16 protein-coding genes, 6 tRNA genes and 1 rRNA gene are annotated in these 17,372 nt (G+C 42.6%); 21 read left to right on the top strand and 2 right to left on the bottom strand.

Annotated features, from left to right (window positions below):
* From LI288_RS06110 to LI288_RS06185, 16 genes are all read left to right on the top strand, one after another.
* Positions 1-129, top strand: a 23S ribosomal RNA gene (locus LI288_RS06110); the annotation flags it as partial.
* A gap of 197 nt (positions 130-326) precedes the next feature.
* Positions 327-400 (top strand) — tRNA-Asp (locus LI288_RS06115).
* Positions 401-434: 34 nt separating this feature from the next.
* A tRNA-Val gene (locus LI288_RS06120) sits at positions 435-507 on the top strand.
* A 4-nt stretch (positions 508-511) separates the two neighbouring features.
* Positions 512-583, top strand: a tRNA-Thr gene (locus LI288_RS06125).
* Between the two features lie 56 nt (positions 584-639).
* Positions 640-721 (top strand) — tRNA-Tyr (locus tag LI288_RS06130).
* 64 nt (positions 722-785) lie between these two features.
* A tRNA-Met gene (locus LI288_RS06135) sits at positions 786-859 on the top strand.
* Between the two features lie 4 nt (positions 860-863).
* Positions 864-936: transfer RNA gene (locus LI288_RS06140), tRNA-Phe, on the top strand.
* A gap of 410 nt (positions 937-1,346) precedes the next feature.
* Entirely contained in the window at positions 1,347-2,432 is a 1,086-nt protein-coding gene (locus LI288_RS06145; RefSeq protein ID WP_227089803.1) for a L,D-transpeptidase family protein, read from the top strand.
* Positions 2,433-2,574: 142 nt separating this feature from the next.
* Complete coding sequence (locus tag LI288_RS06150) at positions 2,575-4,038, top strand: aminotransferase class I/II-fold pyridoxal phosphate-dependent enzyme (protein WP_227089804.1); 1,464 nt, start codon at positions 2,575-2,577, stop codon at positions 4,036-4,038.
* The gene (locus LI288_RS06155; RefSeq protein WP_022432109.1) at positions 4,017-4,631 is read left to right on the top strand and encodes a hypothetical protein; all 615 of its coding nucleotides are present in this window, start codon (positions 4,017-4,019) and stop codon (positions 4,629-4,631) included. The genes LI288_RS06150 and LI288_RS06155 overlap by 22 nt, the downstream gene beginning before the upstream one ends.
* 123 nt (positions 4,632-4,754) lie before the next feature.
* Entirely contained in the window at positions 4,755-5,198 is a 444-nt protein-coding gene (locus LI288_RS06160; RefSeq protein ID WP_227089805.1) for a YaaR family protein, read from the top strand.
* Between the two features lie 41 nt (positions 5,199-5,239).
* Positions 5,240-6,232 carry a DNA polymerase III subunit gene (locus LI288_RS06165; protein WP_227089806.1) on the top strand — a complete coding sequence of 331 codons (993 nt, stop codon included), beginning with the start codon at positions 5,240-5,242 and terminating at the stop codon, positions 6,230-6,232.
* A gap of 78 nt (positions 6,233-6,310) precedes the next feature.
* Entirely contained in the window at positions 6,311-7,225 is a 915-nt protein-coding gene (locus LI288_RS06170) for a PSP1 domain-containing protein (protein ID WP_227089807.1), read from the top strand.
* Positions 7,215-7,940, top strand: coding sequence for a tRNA1(Val) (adenine(37)-N6)-methyltransferase (locus LI288_RS06175; RefSeq protein WP_227089808.1), 726 nt, complete (start codon positions 7,215-7,217; stop codon positions 7,938-7,940). The genes LI288_RS06170 and LI288_RS06175 overlap by 11 nt, the downstream gene beginning before the upstream one ends.
* Positions 7,941-7,971: 31 nt before the next feature.
* Positions 7,972-8,817, top strand: coding sequence for a 16S rRNA (cytidine(1402)-2'-O)-methyltransferase (gene rsmI, locus LI288_RS06180; RefSeq protein ID WP_227089809.1), 846 nt, complete (start codon positions 7,972-7,974; stop codon positions 8,815-8,817).
* Between the two features lie 76 nt (positions 8,818-8,893).
* Positions 8,894-9,727: a deoxyribonuclease IV gene (locus tag LI288_RS06185; RefSeq protein WP_022432103.1), complete on the top strand. Its 834-nt coding sequence runs from the start codon at positions 8,894-8,896 to the stop codon at positions 9,725-9,727.
* A gap of 80 nt (positions 9,728-9,807) precedes the next feature.
* Here the strand turns inward: LI288_RS06185 and LI288_RS06190 are convergent, their stop codons facing one another.
* Positions 9,808-10,449 carry a TetR/AcrR family transcriptional regulator gene (locus LI288_RS06190; RefSeq protein ID WP_022432464.1) on the bottom strand — a complete coding sequence of 214 codons (642 nt, stop codon included), beginning with the start codon at positions 10,447-10,449 and terminating at the stop codon, positions 9,808-9,810.
* A gap of 210 nt (positions 10,450-10,659) precedes the next feature.
* On the opposite strand from LI288_RS06190, the gene LI288_RS06195 reads away from it, so the two are divergent.
* From LI288_RS06195 to LI288_RS06210, 4 genes are all read left to right on the top strand, one after another.
* Complete coding sequence (locus LI288_RS06195) at positions 10,660-12,792, top strand: efflux RND transporter permease subunit (protein ID WP_022432463.1); 2,133 nt, start codon at positions 10,660-10,662, stop codon at positions 12,790-12,792.
* A gap of 68 nt (positions 12,793-12,860) precedes the next feature.
* A complete protein-coding gene (locus tag LI288_RS06200) occupies positions 12,861-15,437 on the top strand; it encodes a membrane protein (protein ID WP_022432462.1) in 2,577 nt (858 codons plus the stop codon).
* Between the two features lie 187 nt (positions 15,438-15,624).
* Entirely contained in the window at positions 15,625-16,086 is a 462-nt protein-coding gene (locus LI288_RS06205) for a hypothetical protein (RefSeq protein ID WP_227089810.1), read from the top strand.
* 38 nt (positions 16,087-16,124) lie between these two features.
* Positions 16,125-16,607, top strand: coding sequence for a QueT transporter family protein (locus LI288_RS06210; RefSeq protein WP_227089811.1), 483 nt, complete (start codon positions 16,125-16,127; stop codon positions 16,605-16,607).
* A gap of 29 nt (positions 16,608-16,636) precedes the next feature.
* Here LI288_RS06210 and LI288_RS06215 read toward each other — a convergent pair whose 3' ends face one another.
* On the bottom strand, positions 16,637-17,083 hold the full coding sequence (locus LI288_RS06215) for a MarR family winged helix-turn-helix transcriptional regulator (RefSeq protein ID WP_022433206.1): 447 nt from the start codon (positions 17,081-17,083) through the stop codon (positions 16,637-16,639).
* 100 nt (positions 17,084-17,183) lie between these two features.
* Between LI288_RS06215 and LI288_RS14305 the strand changes: the two genes are divergently transcribed.
* Positions 17,184-17,312, top strand: a complete 129-nt coding sequence (locus tag LI288_RS14305; RefSeq protein ID WP_022433205.1) for a hypothetical protein — start codon at positions 17,184-17,186, stop codon at positions 17,310-17,312.
* The last annotated feature ends 60 nt before the right edge of the window (positions 17,313-17,372 follow it).

A 17,372-nucleotide genomic window follows, 5' to 3' on the forward strand; every position in this document is an offset into this window, starting at 1 on the left:
CCTCAAGATGAGATATCCCATAGAGTAATCTAGTAAGACCCCTTGAAGACGACGAGGTAGATAGGTGAAAGGTGGAAGCGTGGTGACATGTGGAGCTGATTCATACTAATAGGTCGAGGGCTTAACCAAAGAAGGTTAGGTTTGCAAAAAGGAAACGGATAGAACGAGAGTTATCCAAAGGATAATCGGATGAAAAAGGTATTGCAAAAGCAGTTCCTGTATGATATATTTAATGTGCAGTTTTGAAAGAATAGTTTTAAATTTCTTTAAGACATTTCTTTTATAAAAGTTTCAGTTATCACTGTTTTTCATTGATAATAGAAAATGGCCTGGTGGCTCAGCTGGTTAGAGCGCCGCCCTGTCACGGCGGAGGTCGTGGGTTCGAACCCCATCCGGGTCGTTTACAATTTATAATTGTATATAGCATGTTTAATGGGATCATAGCTCAGCTGGGAGAGCATCTGCCTTACAAGCAGAGGGTCATAGGTTCGAGCCCTATTGGTCCCACTTTGCCGACATGGCTCAATGGCAGAGCAGCTGATTTGTAATCAGCAGGTTGTTGGTTCGACTCCGACTGTCGGCTTTCGCGGTGGCTTATCTACGGATATGAAGATGGGTTATTGCGTTTTAATTGAATATGGACGGATTCCCGAGTGGCCAAAGGGGACAGACTGTAAATCTGCTGGCGATGCCTTCGAAGGTTCGAATCCTTCTCCGTCCATTATATTCTTTTATAATTTTGCATATTTGTTATATGTTTTGCATATAATAAATTAAATGAATAACGCGGGGTAGAGCAGTTCGGAAGCTCGTCGGGCTCATAACCCGAAGGTCACAGGTTCAAATCCTGTCCCCGCTACTATGCCTAGATAGCTCAGTCGGTAGAGCAGAGGACTGAAAATCCTCGTGTCACTGGTTCGATTCCGGTTCTAGGCACTAAGTTAGGGAACTCAATCTTTTTGAAAGGTTGAGTTTTTTTTGATTGCAGATTTATAGAACAGAAAAAGAGATAATCCTAAATATAATGGGAGAAGAAAGATACTGTATAATTTTGGACCTTTGTCAAAAGGGGGAAAAAATGGTGTTTTGTCGGGAATAGAAGGTAAAAGTCCCGGAAAATATAAATACAGGTTGAATTATTATACCGATGTGTTATCATAGTAAATGTATGTGCTGAAATGGATTGAAAAAATAAAGTATTTTGAGAACATACACAGGAATGGATACAAAAACATTTTAAATTTATAAGAAAAATGTGCAATTTGCAAAAACAGCGTGAGTTGAAGCATTTTGAGCGGAAATGTTTTTAGAAGAATTTTCGGGGACTGTCCGAAACGGAGGATAAAATGAGTAAAGGAAACATTAATTATAAATATTTAAGAAGACGGAAAAACTGGTTTCAGCGCAATTGGAAAGCACTGATAATCTATATCGTACTGATTCTTGCAGTGCTGGGCGCCGGTGCATTTGTATGTATCCGGTTCACACCGCTTGGCAGTAAGTTAGGCATTACGCAGAGTAATGAAAGTAAAGAAAATAAGGCTTCACCGGGTGCGGATAATAATGCACAGGGTGACGGCAGCAATAAGAATAACGGCGAACAGCAGACCAAAGAAGTGACATGGATAGATTTAAAAGAGCCGGAACAGCAGAAGGAAGTTTCTTATACCGTACCGGCCGGAGTGGCATATCCGTATCACATTAAAGTCAACAGAGCGGCAAACTGTGTAACGGTCTACGGGATTGATGAGAGCGGTTCGTATTCAATTCCGGTAAAAGCATTTGCGGCATCCTGCGGCAGAGCAGGAGAAGAAACGATTACCGGTGAAAATTATAAAACATCGGATATGTATGTATGGCGTTTAATGGTGGACAATACCTATGGACATTATGCGTACCGTATCAGCGGCGGATATCTGTTCCATTCCGTACCGTATTTAAAGGCAGCCAATAATACACTTGAAACAGAAGAATATAATAAGCTGGGTACATTTGCATCACTGGGTTGTGTCAGAATGTGCGTCCGTGATGTATTATGGCTGTATGAAAACTGTCCGCAGGGAACAACGGTTGATATTTATGATGATGCTGCGAATCCGGGACCGCTTGGCAAGCCGGAATCTATTAAAATTCCGTTAGACAGCCCAAATGCAGGCTGGGACCCGACAGACCCGGATGAAACAAATCCATGGCATAAGGAGAGTGCGACACTTTCAGGAGTACAGGATATTACCGTAAAGGTGGGAGATACCGTTGATTTCTTAAAAGGTGTGACGGCAAAAGATACCTGCGGCAATGATATTACAGATAAAATCGCAGTAAGCGGACGATATACAACCGATGCGGCAGGCGAATATACGATGAAGTATCAGGTAACAGATGCAATCGGAAGCACAGCAACGGCTGAAATGAAATTAATTGTGACAAAATAACAGATTTAAAAGCAGACTTTGACAGAAATGTCGGGTCAGAATATAAAAGCAAAGGAGCTGTCTAAACCGGACAAGGTCAGAAAAAATAGAAATCTGGCTTTTTGCAGGTTTAAGCAGCTTTTTTGCATGAAACGGAGAAAGAATGAAAAAAGATTTATTAGAGCGGCTGGAAGAATACTGCGGTGCAGATTATGTGCCGTTACATATGCCGGGAGCAAAAAGAAATACACAGGAGTTTGTCATGCCAAACCCCTATGCGATTGACATTACGGAAATTGACGGATTTGACAATATGCATCATGCAGAGGATATTTTAAAAGAAGCCTTTGAGCGGACGGCAAAATTATTCGGTGCAGAGGAAAGTCTGTGGCTGATAAACGGAAGCAGTGCGGGGCTGTTGGCGGCAATCTGCGGAGCAACGAAAAAAAATGATACGGTGCTTGTGGCAAGAAACTGTCACCGTGCCGTGTATAATGCCATTTACTTAAATGAATTAAATCCGGTGTATCTGTATCCCAAGGAAGTCACAAGCGGCATTTACGGTGCGGTATCACCAAGTCAGGTTGAACAGGCATTCAAACAGCATGAAAATATCCGTGCGGTTATTATTACTTCGCCGACGTATGAGGGAATTGTATCGGATGTAAAAAAAATTGCGGAAATCGTACACCGGTATGGTAAGATATTGATTGTAGATGAAGCGCACGGCGCGCATTTTGCATTTCATGAAGCTTTTCCGGAATCGGCGGTATTCTGCGGTGCCGATGCGGTAATCCAGAGTATTCATAAAACACTGCCGTCCCTGACACAGACGGCGTTACTGCATTTGCAGGGAAATATTGATAAAGAGCGGGTGCGGCGGTATTGGGATATGTATCAGACTACCAGTCCGTCCTATGTGTTAATGGGTGGCATTGACCGTTGTATGACAGTGCTTGAAACGAAAGGAAAACCTCTTTTTAATGCGTATGTGACACGGCTTCTGGCATTGCGGAAAAAGTTAGAAACACTTACGAATATCCGACTGTTTCCGACCGATGACATTTCAAAGATTGTACTGCTTGTACGGGACGGAAAAAAATTGTATCAGGAATTGTTAAATAAATATCATATCCAGCTTGAAATGGCTTCTTTGCAATATGTCATTGCGATGACCAGTATCGGGGATACCGATGAATATTATGAGCGTTTTTTTGAAGCGCTCAGACAGATAGATGATGAAATGCAGACGAAAATCAGAAGAGGACAGAAATCACAACTACAGACGGAACAGGACATAAAACAAAGGAATGAATTGCCAACAGAACTTGAAAACGTAGAAAAAATAACCGCTTTTATGGAATGTTTTCCGGAGGTGAAATGTAATCCGTATGATGCGCAGAATGGGGACGCCGAGCCGGTAGAACTGGGTTTATGCGTGGGAAGAACTGCGGCGGCAGGCGTGTGCTTTTATCCGCCGGGTATACCGCTTATTCAGGCGGGAGAGGTTTATACAGGAGAAATTGCAGAGATTATCCGTGAAGGAATCCAGAAAAATCTGGAAGTTATCGGTATTGAAAAAAGTGAAAAAGGAGTATATGTTTCATGCCTGAAATCATATTTTTAATGGGAAAAAGTGCAACGGGAAAAGACCACATTTACGAACAGCTTGCACACGATGAGCAGCTTCATTTAAAGAGAATTACCATGTATACGACAAGGCCGATGCGGGCGGGAGAAGCGGAGGGCGTTGAGTATCATTTTGTAAATGATGATGAAGCCGCGCGGCTTGAAAAAGAAGGAAAAATCATCGAAATGCGCTGTTATGATACGGTTATCGGCGTGTGGAAATATTTTACGGTCAATGACGGGCAGATACAGTTAGGCGGAAAGAACCGCTATATTGTTATCGGAACGCTTGAAGCGTATGACGGATTTTGCAAATATTACGGAAAAGAACATCTTTTGCCGATATATATAGAAGTAGAGGATAAAATCCGGCTTCTGCGCGCTATTCACAGGGAAGAAGAACAGGAAAAGCCAAAGTATGCGGAACTGTGCCGTAGGTTTTTGGCAGATGAGCAGGATTTTTCCGAAGAAAATTTAAAAAAATCCGGGATTACAAAGCATTTTTCAAACAATGACGGGTTAGAAGACAGTGTGGCGGCAATTAAGCAGGAGATTTTAAGGAATATTGGTGAACAAAAAAGCCGCGATTAAAAATGTTTACTGTATATGTAAATGATATATGGATGAAACTGTGGAAACTTAGGTAAAGATTTATTGGTTTATGCGGTAAAGTATGCTATAATGCTTATATAGTGCCAAAATGGGGGTATTTTTGTGGATATTAAGGTAAATGACGTATCAAAGATACAACAGGTAGAAGAACCGACAAAGAGCGTGGACAGTGGAGATGACAGCTTTAAATTTACGCTGATCCGCAATATCGAAGAAAAGGATCTTCAGGAAAAATTAAATTCCATGATGGAGGAAATCACGGTGCAGGGTGATAAGATTTCCAAACACATGGATATTAAAGATATGAAAAAGTACAGGGAACTGGTTAAGGGATTTTTAAATGAAGTGGTGAGCCGTTCCCATGAATTTTCGCGTGAGAATTTCCTCGACAGACGCGGGCGCCACAGAGTTTACGGTATTGTAAGACTGGTGGATAAGAATCTCGATGACCTTGCGGGCGAGCTGGTCAAGGACGAAAAAGACCACCTTGCCATTATCAGTAAGATTGATGATATCCGTGGTCTGCTTTTGGATATTTCAACGTGATACAATCCGGAAATTGGAACGGAAAACAGAAAGGACAAATCATGAGTAAGTTTGCAGATATTTACGGACACGAACAGATAAAGGAACATTTACAGAATGCAATAAGACTCAATAAGGTTTCACATGCCTATATTTTTAACGGACCGATGGGTTCGGGGAAAAAGATGACGGCGGGCATTTTTGCCGAAACACTGCAATGTGAACGGCACGGACAGGAACCCTGCGGTACGTGTCATTCCTGTATCCAGAGTGAATCGGGCAATCAGCCGGATATTATCTGGGTGCATCATGAAAAACCGGGCAGTATCGGTGTCGATGATGTAAGAGAACAGGTTATCGGCGATATGCAGATTAAGCCATACAGCAGCCGGTATAAGATTTATATTATTGACGAGGCGGAGAAGCTGACACAGCAGGCGCAGAATGCCCTGTTAAAGACGATTGAAGAACCGCCGGCATACGGCATTATTATTTTGCTGACAACCAATGCGGATACATTTTTACAGACCATTTTATCAAGATGTGTCAGACTGGATTTCAGACCGCTGCGGGATACACTGGTAACACAGTATTTACAGGAAAAGTATGATTTAACGGACTATGAGTGCCGTTTTGCAACTGCATTTGCACAGGGAAAAATCGGCCGTGCCGTAACGATTGCAACATCAAAAGAATTTGCACAGTTAAAAGAAGAAGTGATGCACGTTATCCGCTATGCCAAAGAGATGACAACAGCGGAAATTATGGCGGAAGTCAAAAATATCGCCAATTATAAACTCACGATTGATGATTATTTAGATTTAATGGCAATGTGGTACCGGGATGTTTTAGTCTTTAAAAGCACAAAGGATTCCAACGCCCTGATTTTTAAAGATGAAATGTCATTGCTTGCAGAGCAGGCAAAGAACTGTTCTTATGAGGGGCTGGAAGACATTTTAAAATCCATTGACAAGGTGAAGCTGCGGTTAAAGGCAAATGTTAATTTTGACCTTGTTATTGAACTGCTGATTATGGCAATTAAAGAGGCGATGTAGGTAAAAACGGCAGTCCTGCATTTGCAGGCGGCAGTGGAGTTAGAACAGAATGAAAAGGAATAAAATGGAGGAAAACTCGTGACAAAGGTTATTGGAGTCCGGTTCCGTCAGGCAGGAAAAATTTATTTTTTTGCACCGGGAAAGTATGAAGACATTGAAACCGGACAGCATGTTATCGTGGAAACCGCGCGTGGCGTGGAGTACGGACATGTTGTTTTAGGAATCCGGGAAGTTGAAGATAAAAAGGTAATTCAGCCGTTAAAGGCAGTCATCCGGATTGCAACGCCGGAGGATGATGAGCGGGAAGCAAGAAACCGCCGGAAGGAAAAAGAAGCCTTTCAGATTTGTCTGGAAAAGATTGCAAAGCACAAGCTGGAAATGAAACTGATCAAAGTCGAATATACATTCGATAACAATAAGGTGCTGTTTTATTTTACGGCGGACGGACGAATTGATTTCAGGGAACTGGTAAAGGATCTGGCATCGGTATTTAAGACCCGAATCGAACTGCGCCAGATTGGGGTGCGCGATGAAGCAAAGATTATGGGTGGAATCGGCGTGTGCGGAAGACCGCTGTGCTGTGCGACTTATATGCCGGAATTTGTGCCGGTTTCGATTAAAATGGCAAAAGAGCAGAATCTTTCGTTAAATCCGACCAAAATATCGGGCGTATGCGGAAGACTGATGTGCTGTCTGAAAAATGAAGAAGAAACCTACGAAGAATTGAACAGTCATCTGCCAGGCATCGGCGATTATGTGACGACACCGGATAAGTTAAAGGGCGAGGTATTAAGCGTGAGCGTACTGCGCCAGCGCGTCAAGGTGGTTGTGACAACCGGCAATGACGAAAAAGAGGTGCGGGAGTATCCGGTTGCGGAAATCCGCTTTAAGCCGAAGCGCCGCAACGATAAGATGCATATTGATGATAAAGAGTTAAAGCAGCTTGAAGAATTAGAAAAAAAGGAAGGAAAATCCCATATCAATGACGAATGATAATGAGAGAATTGATGACTTACAGCGCAACGGGTACCGGATTATCCAGAATAAAGACTGCTTTTGTTTTGGAATGGATGCCGTGCTTTTGTCTTCCTTTGCAAAAGCGCAGAAAAATGAGCAGGTTCTTGATTTAGGTACGGGAAATGGGGTCATTCCCATTTTAATGCAGGCAAAAAATCCCGATGCCGCCGGATTTACCGGACTGGAAATTCAGGCGGTCAGTGCGGACCTTGCCAGAAGAAGCGTGGAACTAAACGAAATCGGAGAAGCTGTAAAAATTGTACAGGGTGATATTAAAGAGGCTTCCACGATATTCGGGGGAGCTTCTTTTAATGTTGTAACGACCAATCCGCCGTATATGAATGAGAATCATGGACTGACCAATCCGCATTCCGCAAAAGCGATTGCGCGCCATGAACTGCTCTGCACACTCGAAGATGTGGTGCGGGAAGCCTCGCGGTGTCTGAAAATGTGCGGCAGATTTTATATGGTGCACCGCCCACAGCGACTTGTGGAAATTTTTGAAGTGATGACACGGCATCATTTAGAACCCAAAAGAATCCGTATGGTATATCCGCATGAAAATAAGGATGCCAATATGGTGTTAATCGAAGCAGTCAAAGGCGGTAAAGCACTCTTAAAAGTAGAGCCGCCGCTGGTTGTATACAAAGAAGACGGCACGTATACACAGGAGCTGCTCAAAATGTACTAAAAGGCCGTTTGGCGGCAGAAAGAGTGAAGTTATGGAACATACGGGAATGTTGTATTTGTGCGCAACACCGATTGGAAATTTAGAAGATATTACCTACCGTGTGCTTCGGACCTTAAAAGAAGTGGATTTAATTGCGGCAGAGGATACCAGAAACAGTATTAAGCTGCTCAATCATTTTGAAATCAAGACCCCGATGACCAGTTATCATGAATATAACAAGGTCGAAAAGGCAAAAGTATTGGTAGAGAAAATGCTGGCAGGCACAATGGTTGCCCTGATTACCGATGCGGGAACGCCGGGCATTTCAGACCCCGGTGAGGAACTGGTGCGCCAGTGCCATGAAGCAGGCGTAACCGTGACTTCCCTTCCGGGACCGGCGGCATGTATTACGGCACTGACGATGTCTGGAAGACCGACCAGACGGTTTGCATTTGAAGCATTTCTGCCGCCTGACAAGCAGGAGCGCAAGGCAGTACTTTCCGAATTAAAGGAAGAAACAAGAACGGTTATTTTATATGAAGCGCCACACCGTCTGCTCCGGACATTAAAGGAGCTGTGTGAGGTGTTTGGCAAAGACCGCCCGCTCACGATTTGCAAGGAACTGACCAAGCGGCATGAAAAGGCGATGCTTACGACCTTTAAAGAGGCGGTTGACTTTTATGAGGAACAGGAGCCGCGCGGTGAATATGTGCTGGTCGTGGAGGGCAAGAGCCGGAAAGCGATTGAAGCGGAAGAACAGGCACAGTGGGCACAGATGAGTATTGCAGACCATGTTGACCTGTATATCAGCCAGGGCATGGATAAAAAAGAAGCGATGAAAGCGGCGGCAAAAGACCGCGGTGTATCGAAAAGAGAGATTTATCAGGCGCTGCTGTAAAAGTGGACGTACGCGGTACGCAACGATTGCAGCGTACCGGCAGTGAAAAAGAAGAATAAAAACGGGAGGAAAAAGTATGTTTCAGATAGGCTGTCATCTTTCGGCATCTAAGGGCTTTCTTCACATGGGAAAGGAAGCTGTTGCACTCGGAGGAAATACATTTCAGTTTTTTACAAGAAACCCGCGCGGCGGTGCTGCAAAGGCAATAGATGAAAAGGACGTGGAAAGTTTTAAAGCATTTGCAAAAGAAAACGGTATCCATGTGATTTTAGCACACGCGCCGTATACGTTAAATGCATGCTCCGCAGATGAAAGCACGAGAGAATTTGCAAAAAATACGTTTGCAGATGATTTAAAAAGAATGGAATATGTACCGGGAAATCTTTATAACTTTCATCCGGGAAGCCATGTAAAACAGGGCGTTGAAATAGGAATTGACTATATTACACAGATGTTAAACGAGGTGTTAAAGCCGGAGCAGACGACAAAGGTACTGCTTGAAACCATGGCGGGCAAGGGTTCGGAAATCGGAAGGTCCTTTGAAGAACTGCGCGCGATTATTGACCGCGTGGAATTAAATGACCATCTGGGTGTATGCCTTGATACGTGCCATGTCTACGATGCGGGATATGACATTGTAAATGACCTTGACGGCGTGTTAAAGCAGTTTGATGAGATTATCGGCATTGACAGACTGTATGCCATTCATATCAACGATTCCAAGAATCCGTTTGAAAGCCATAAAGACCGCCATGAAAAGATTGGTGAGGGTTCAATCGGAACGGAAGCCTTTGAACGGATTATCAACCACCCGATGTTAGCGGATAAGCCGTTCTTTCTGGAAACACCGAATGAATTGGACGGTTATGCAAAAGAAATCGCGCTGTTAAAATCCCTGCGCAGGGAGTAAAAACGGTAAAATTAAAAGAAGAAAGCACCGACAGAAAATGACATCTCATTTTCTGCCGGTGCTTTTTTAAGCGGGTAGTGTTACTGCATTTCGGCCTGCGCCTTTGGTGCGGTTTCATGCTGACGGATAATGCCGCGGATTGTGGTAAATAAATATGGCTTAATCGTTTCGATATTTGCCGGTTCTTCGTAGAGAATTGCGCTGTAGCAGGTGGAGCTGACAAGCTCGGTAATTAAAAACAGCATAATTTCCGGTTCTTCGATTTCGTATTCGGCACAGTCAATCATGGAATAAAATACATCTTTGAAATTTACATCGTCTTCCGCAATGTTACTTGTCAGGGCTTCCCTGAAAATTCCCCAGCTTAAATTTTTGGAAATAAAGGTGAGCAGGGTCTTATCTTCATTTAAAGCATTGATAATGTGGTCCGCAATAAAAATAATTTTATCTTCAAATCCCAGTGTCAGATTATTCTTTAAACAATACTGCGTAAGATTGGCGGCTGCATGTTTAAACAGCTTGCTGGATTCATGCGAAACCAGTTTATTGCGGATATCATATTTATCTTTAAAATACAGATAGAATGTACCCTTGGCAATGCCTGCATTTTTAGAAATCTCTGCAATAGAGGTCTTGCTGACACCTTTGGTCGTAAAAAGGTTAAATGCGGTATTGAGCAGAGAGGTCCGTTTTTGCAATTTATTTGATTCTAACTTTCCCATAACGTCTCCTTATCTGCAATTTTTTATAAATTACGTTTGTCTTCCATGCATAATAGAGGTTTTTAATCCGTTTGTCAATAAAAAATGACTAAAAGTCATAAATTTTTATAAACTATATTGACTACTGGTCATTTTGTGCTATAATGACAATCGCAAATGAGAATGACCAACGGTCAGTAACAATTTTGAGTATTAAAAGGAGGAATAATAATGGAAAAGGTAGGAAAAGCGATAGTTAAGCTTAGAATTCCAATTTTGATTTTAAGCGTATTGCTGCTCATTCCGGCAGGCATCGGATATGTCAAGACAAAAGTCAATTATGATATTTTGTATTATCTGCCCGGTGACATTGACACAATGAAAGGGCAGGACATTCTGATGGATGAATTTAACAAGGGTGCGTATGCCACGGTCGTTGTTAAAGGAATGGACGCTAAAGGAATTGAAAAGATAGAAGATAAAATTGAAAATGTAGAACATGTAACAGATATTATTTCTTATAACAGTATGGTAGGTGCAGAAGTACCGACTGAAATCATTCCGTCAAAGTACCGCAGCTATTTTGAAAATCAGGAAAGCGGCTGTACGATGTTTATGATTTTCTTTGATGATACAACATCAAGTGACGGCACAATGGCAGCGATTCAGGAATTAAGAAATATTGCTGACGGACAGTGCTTCATCAGCGGTATGTCAGCCGTTGTTACAGATACAAAGAACATCACACAGCAGGAAACGATTGCATACGTTGTGATTGCCGTAGTCCTTACAAGTATTGTACTGGCACTGTTTATGGATTCTTTCCTTGTACCGGTATTCTTTATGTTAAGTATCGGTATGGCGATTGTTTACAACTTAGGCTCTAATGTTATTATGGGTGAGGTTTCTTTCCTTACCAAAGCACTTGCAGCGGTATTACAGCTTGGTGTTACAATGGACTACTCCATTTTCTTATGGCACAGCTATAAGGAACAGAAAAGCGAGTATCCGGATGACCATAATAAGGCAATGGCAGTGGCTATCGGAAATACCATTACTTCCGTAGTCGGTTCTTCCATTACAACAGTAGCCGGATTTATCGCACTGTGCTTCATGACATTTACACTGGGCTTAGACCTCGGTATTGTTATGGCAAAGGGTGTTGTAATCGGTGTTATCGGCTGTGTAACGATTCTTCCTTCCATGATTCTGACATTTGACAGGGCATTGGAAAAGACAATGCACAAAGAAATTATGCCGGCAAAATTCGATAAGCTTGCAAATTTCGTTGTCAACCACGCATGGCTTCCGATTATCGTTTTCCTTGTATTATTATTCCCGGCAATTTACGGATATAATCATACAAATGTTTACTATAACTTAACAGATACATTCCCTGAATCTACAGCCTGCTCACAGGCAAATAAGATTCTGGAAGAAAATTTTGATATGAATTCCGTCTACATGATTCTTGCAGATACGAACATGACAGCAAAAGATGCAACGAAGATGTTAGACGAACTGGAAAATGTTGAAGGTGTTTCTTTTGCATTAGGATATAATTCCCTTGCAGGAACAACCATTCCGGACGAACTTATTCCGGATGACTTAAAGGATATGTTAAAAGGTAATAAGCATCAGATGATTGCAATCGGTTCAGATTACAAGCTGGCATCCGATGAAATCAACAATCAGATTTCTACGATTGATGCGATTGCAAAGAAATATGACCAGAACTCCATGGTTATCGGTGAAGCACCGTGTACAAAGGATTTGATTACCATTACAGATAAAGATTTTAAGACCGTAAGTGCCGTATCCATTGTGGCAATCTTCATTATTATCTTCTGTGTATTTAAGTCCGTTTCATTGCCGATTATTCTGGTTGCGGCAATTGAATTTGCTATTTTTATTAACATGGGACTTCCGTATTACTTAGGAACGACACTTCCGTTTATCGCATCGGTTGTAATCGGTACGATTCAGTTAGGTGCAACGGTCGATTATGCGATTTTGATGACAACAAGATATAAGAAGGAACGTAATGAGGGTGCAGGAAAGAAGGAAGCCATTGCAACGGCTCTTTCAACCTCTATTCCGTCTATCATCGTAAGTGCCTTAGGCTTCTTTGCCGCAACATTCGGTGTTGGTGCTTACTCAAGCGTAGATATGGTTGCTTCTCTTTGTAAGTTAATGTCAAGAGGTGCGATTATCAGTATGTTTGTCGTTATCTTTGTATTACCGTCATTCTTCGTTGTATTTGATAAGGTTATCAGATACACAAGTATCGGATTCGGACAGAAAGATAAGAAAGAAAAAGCTAAAAATGTGGCTTATGCTTCAACAGATACTTACAGCAAATAGTTCTGACGGCAGATGAGAAATGGAAATTAGATTGTAAAAGCCGGATTACGGCGGAAATGGAGAATTATATGATTAAGAAGAAATTATTCAAATATGGTTCAGTATTTATGTGTGCAGCATTAATGGCGTGTTCTTTCGCAGCCTGCGGAACAAATACATCATCAGCAGTTCAGAATGAAGTTGCTGCAAACGAACAGGATACAGACACAGAAACAATGATTGCAGATGTCCTGACATCACAGCTTTCTTCAGCACCAAAGGTTGCAACCGAAGCAAAGACCGATTCAAAGGAAGAAACCGTTTTTGTATTTACAAAGGCTGACGGACAGCAGGATCATGTTATCGTTAATGAAAAATTAAAGAATGTAACAGGAAAGTCTTCTATTACAGATGTTTCAAGCTTATCAAACATTACTAATTTAACAGGTGATGAAACAAGCACAACCAACGGAAACAGCCTGACATGGGCAGCAGACGGCAACAGCATTACTTATCAGGGTACAACAACACAGACCGCACCTGTCAGCATGAAAGTAACTTACTATCTGGACGGCAAGGAAATTTCAGCAAGTGACCTTGCAGGAAAGAGCGGTAAAGTCACAATGCGTTTTGACTATACAAACAATGCGAAAAAGACCATTACCGTAAACGGAAAGACAAAGACGGTTTATGTTCCGTTTACAATGGTAACAGGCATGCTTCTTCCTTCCGATAACTTTTCAAATATCGAAGTAACAAACGGAAAGATTACAGAAGTCAACGACAGCAATGTTGTATTCGGTATTACAATGCCGGGCTTAAAAGACAGTCTGGATATGAAGTTTGACAATGAAAAACTGGATTTAGATGTTCCGGAATACTTTGAAGTCACAGCCGATGTGACAGATTTTGAACTGGATATGATGATGTCTATGGCAACCAGCAACTTCTTATCTGACATTGATACAGATGATTTAAGCATTGATAACTTAAAGGATAAGGTCAATGAATTACAGGATGCGGCTGACCAGCTCACAGACGGTACGAACCAGCTTGCAGATGCAACTCCGCAGCTTGTAGACGGAAGCAAGGCACTTGCAGACGGTACACAGCAGTTAAATGACCAGGTTCCGACATTAACAGACGGTGTATCCCAGTTAGACAACGGTGCAGGACAGCTCTCAGACGGTTTAAGCACAGTAGTATCTTCTATGCCGACATTAACTTCCGGTATTTCACAGTTATATGACGGTTCAGGTAAGTTATTTGACGGTGCTAAGACTTTAAATGACGGTGTAAACCAGTTAAAGGCAGGTACATCCCAGCTTGCAGATGAAACAAACGGACTTCCGGCATTACAGGCAGGTATCAGCCAGTATACAGAAGGTGTTGCAAGTGCGGCAGACGGTTCTGACGCACTCGCAAGCGGTTCCGCACAGGTTGCAGACGGACTGGCACAGTTACAGGCACAGCTTTCAGGTGAAAACGGACTGATGGACGGTATGGTAAAATTAGCAGACGGTTCAGCACAGGTCAGCAATGGACTGGCACAGTTATCAGACGGACTGACAGCTTCTATCAGTGAGTATGAAAGCAATAAGACAAAGTTAAAGACAAGCGCACAGGCACTTGAAGCCGCAGGCACACAGTTAAACGGTACACTCTCAGCATTAGGAAATGATAACCTGCTGATCCAGCCTGCTACGGATATGTATTCAGAAAGCGGACTGACAACAGCAGCTCAGACAGCACTTGCCAATAAATACATGGATGCATATTCATTTGTAACAGCAAATGCTTCTAATCCGGTTGTAACAGCTTTAAATGCCGGTATTGCGGCAAACGCACAGTTACAGGCAGCAGGCATTACCGATTTAGCTTCTATTTATAAGAATGAAATGGTTATCCTTGTAAATACGGCAGCCAATGAAAGTGCCGGTAAGGTAGAAAATACTGTAAACAGCAGCGTGGCACAGCTTGCCGCAGGCGCAGCACAGGTTAACGCAGGTTTACAGAGTGCCGTTGCAAAGAAGGATACATTAGAAACAGCACTTGGACAGCTTGTAGCGGGAAGCAGCAGTGTTTCTTCAGGAAGCGCCCAGTTAAACAGCGGACTTTCACAGTTAAAGAGTAACAACGATACGTTAAACGGCGGTATTGCAAATGCTGTATCCGGTGCAAAGCAGCTTGATGCAGGTGCATCACAGCTTACAGCAGCATCCGGTGTTCCGGCACTCGTATCCGGCACATCTGATTTAAAGAACGGTATCGGTCAGCTCTCTGAGAGCAGCCCGGCACTTGTAACAGGCATCAATGCTCTTGATGATGGTGCAAAGCAGTTAAAGATTGGTACAGCACAGTTATTACAGGGAGCAGGTGCATTAGCAAGCGGTGTAACCCAGTTAAATGACGGCGCACACGAATTAAGCGACGGTGCAGAACAGTTAAATGACGGTGTGGTTGAATTAAACAACGGTATGATTCAGTTCAACGAAGAAGGAATCAGCCAGATTACATCTCTTGTAGGCAGTGATGCAGACGATGCAATTGATACAATTAAGAAGGTTATCAACCTTGGAAAAGATTATCAGTCCTTTGCAGGAAAGGCAGATGACATGGACGGTTCTGTAACATTTATCTACAAGACAGAAGGCGTTACAAAGTAATCTGATTTTGCGGCTGTTACAAGTAGTGCAAAATATATTTTAATAAAATAAATCAGAATCCGCCGGTGGGAATGACCGGCGGATTCTTTGTTGCGTTTTAGCATTGAGATATTGTTATGAAAATGGTAGAATTACAACGGAAAAGGAATTTGAACAGGCTGTTGAAATGCTGTAAAGGGGTGGTTCTATGATAAATAACACACTTGCAAAGAAACGGATTATAGCCGCAGTGGCAGTGACCGTAGTTTTGATTGCGGCGATAGTGGCAGTGCCGGTAATACGGCGTGAAATTTGTTATGGGACAGTTGTGGGCGAATGTGACAATCAGGAACTGGTTGAGCGCTGGCAGCAGTATGGAGAAGCTTATGCGATAGGTGCAAATAAAGACGGAATGCCTATTTTTAAAGACAGAGAGGCAGCGATGAAGCAGGCAAAGAAGGATTACGGGCTGGGATTTGAGTATTTAAGGGAATACCGGAATTTTCCAAAAATATCAGATAATCCAAAGGTCTGCCAACAGTATAAAATGTTAGGCTGGCAGACTGTACCGCCGATGACGGTGGAAAATTATGAGGAAATCGGAAGACAGTGTGGTATGGTATCTAGATTTCTGGATATTTACTGCAACAGCTTTGGGGAGGATGGATAGTATACCGGCTGAAATACAAGGAAATGAGGAATATACAGATGAAAATGAAAAAAACAACGTTTATTACGCAGGGCGCGGTCATTGCGGCAATTTATGTCGTGCTGGTATTTGTCTTTGACTACTGGAGCTTTGGTCCGATACAGTTCAGGGTTGCGGAAGCACTTACAATTCTTCCGGTATTTACACCGGCGGCAGTGCCGGGGCTTTTTATCGGCTGTCTGATTGCCAATATTACGGGTGGTGCGGTTATCTGGGATATTGTCTTTGGCAGTCTTGCAACACTGATCGGTGCAGTTGGAACCTATATGCTGCGCAAACACCCGTGGGCAGCGCCACTGCCGCCGATACTTGCAAACACTGTTATCGTGCCGTTTGTATTAAAATATGCGTATGGTACAGAAGGCATGCTGTGGTATTTTATGCTGACCGTGGGACTTGGGGAAGTGATTGTCTGCGGTGTATTAGGCAGTCTGCTCAGAGTGGCATTAAAGAAGTACCGCAATACACTCTTTCATGAATAAAAAAAGCTGCGTTTATAAGACGCAGCTTTTTAATGTTTATCTGTCCACTGTCCGAAAAATGTTTCCAGACGGTTAAAGGTCTTATTTAACACAACGGCTTCATCTTCGCTTAAATCCTGCATAATGCTATCAATCATACTCTTATGGAATTTCATGTGATGATGATATGCGGCAATTCCTTTTTCGGTCAGCGAAGCGTATACGATACGGCGGTCGCGGTCACTGCGGTTGCGGACAACGTAGCCTTTGCGGACCAGTCCGTTGATACCGGTTGTCAGTGTGCCCATTGTGACACCGAGGGACTTTGAAATCATAGACATGGTACGAGGTTCTGCAATACCAATTGCTTCGATAATGTGCATATCCGTTACGGAAATATCTTTAAATTCTTCTGTAATTAATGCCTTTTCTTCGATATTTAAAATGTCGTTGAAAAGCTTTACCAAAATGGAATTGAGTGCTGCAAATGTATCCATATTATGTACCTCTTAAATCCTGTTCCGTGTGAAAATTTCGTAAGTTTATTATAGCTTACACGCAGATAATATGCAACAAAAATAGAAAATGAGGGGAAGCATGAAAAGGTATGCTGACACGGCGATGACAGCCGTTATCGGATTCTGCATTTTTGAGGGCATTACAGACGGCAGTGTGTCCGTAAATCCGCTGTTATGGGTTGTGCTTGGCAGATTGGCAGGCAGATAAAAGACGGCAAGATTTATGTTTGCATTTTAGTGCAATCCGTAGTATGATTATTTTGTAGTA

The organism is Lachnospira pectinoschiza (genome assembly GCF_020564355.1).
Classification (GTDB): Bacteria; Bacillota; Clostridia; order Lachnospirales; family Lachnospiraceae; genus Lachnospira; species Lachnospira intestinalis.

Bases quoted from the DNA above. Each gene is read 5' to 3' on its own strand.
- LI288_RS06145 (WP_227089803.1), top strand. From the start codon at position 1,347: ATGAGTAAAGGAAACATTAATTATAAATATTTAAGAAGACGGAAAAAC.
- LI288_RS06150 (WP_227089804.1), top strand. From the start codon at position 2,575: ATGAAAAAAGATTTATTAGAGCGGCTGGAAGAATACTGCGGTGCAGAT.
- LI288_RS06155 (WP_022432109.1), top strand. From the start codon at position 4,017: ATGCCTGAAATCATATTTTTAATGGGAAAAAGTGCAACGGGAAAAGAC.
- LI288_RS06165 (WP_227089806.1), top strand. From the start codon at position 5,240: ATGAGTAAGTTTGCAGATATTTACGGACACGAACAGATAAAGGAACAT.
- LI288_RS06175 (WP_227089808.1), top strand. From the start codon at position 7,215: ATGACGAATGATAATGAGAGAATTGATGACTTACAGCGCAACGGGTAC.
- rsmI (WP_227089809.1), top strand. From the start codon at position 7,972: ATGGAACATACGGGAATGTTGTATTTGTGCGCAACACCGATTGGAAAT.
- LI288_RS06185 (WP_022432103.1), top strand. From the start codon at position 8,894: ATGTTTCAGATAGGCTGTCATCTTTCGGCATCTAAGGGCTTTCTTCAC.
- LI288_RS06190 (WP_022432464.1), bottom strand. From the start codon at position 10,449: ATGGGAAAGTTAGAATCAAATAAATTGCAAAAACGGACCTCTCTGCTC.
- LI288_RS06195 (WP_022432463.1), top strand. From the start codon at position 10,660: ATGGAAAAGGTAGGAAAAGCGATAGTTAAGCTTAGAATTCCAATTTTG.
- LI288_RS06200 (WP_022432462.1), top strand. From the start codon at position 12,861: ATGATTAAGAAGAAATTATTCAAATATGGTTCAGTATTTATGTGTGCA.
- LI288_RS06205 (WP_227089810.1), top strand. From the start codon at position 15,625: ATGATAAATAACACACTTGCAAAGAAACGGATTATAGCCGCAGTGGCA.
- LI288_RS06210 (WP_227089811.1), top strand. From the start codon at position 16,125: ATGAAAATGAAAAAAACAACGTTTATTACGCAGGGCGCGGTCATTGCG.
- LI288_RS06215 (WP_022433206.1), bottom strand. From the start codon at position 17,083: ATGGATACATTTGCAGCACTCAATTCCATTTTGGTAAAGCTTTTCAAC.
- LI288_RS14305 (WP_022433205.1), top strand. From the start codon at position 17,184: ATGAAAAGGTATGCTGACACGGCGATGACAGCCGTTATCGGATTCTGC.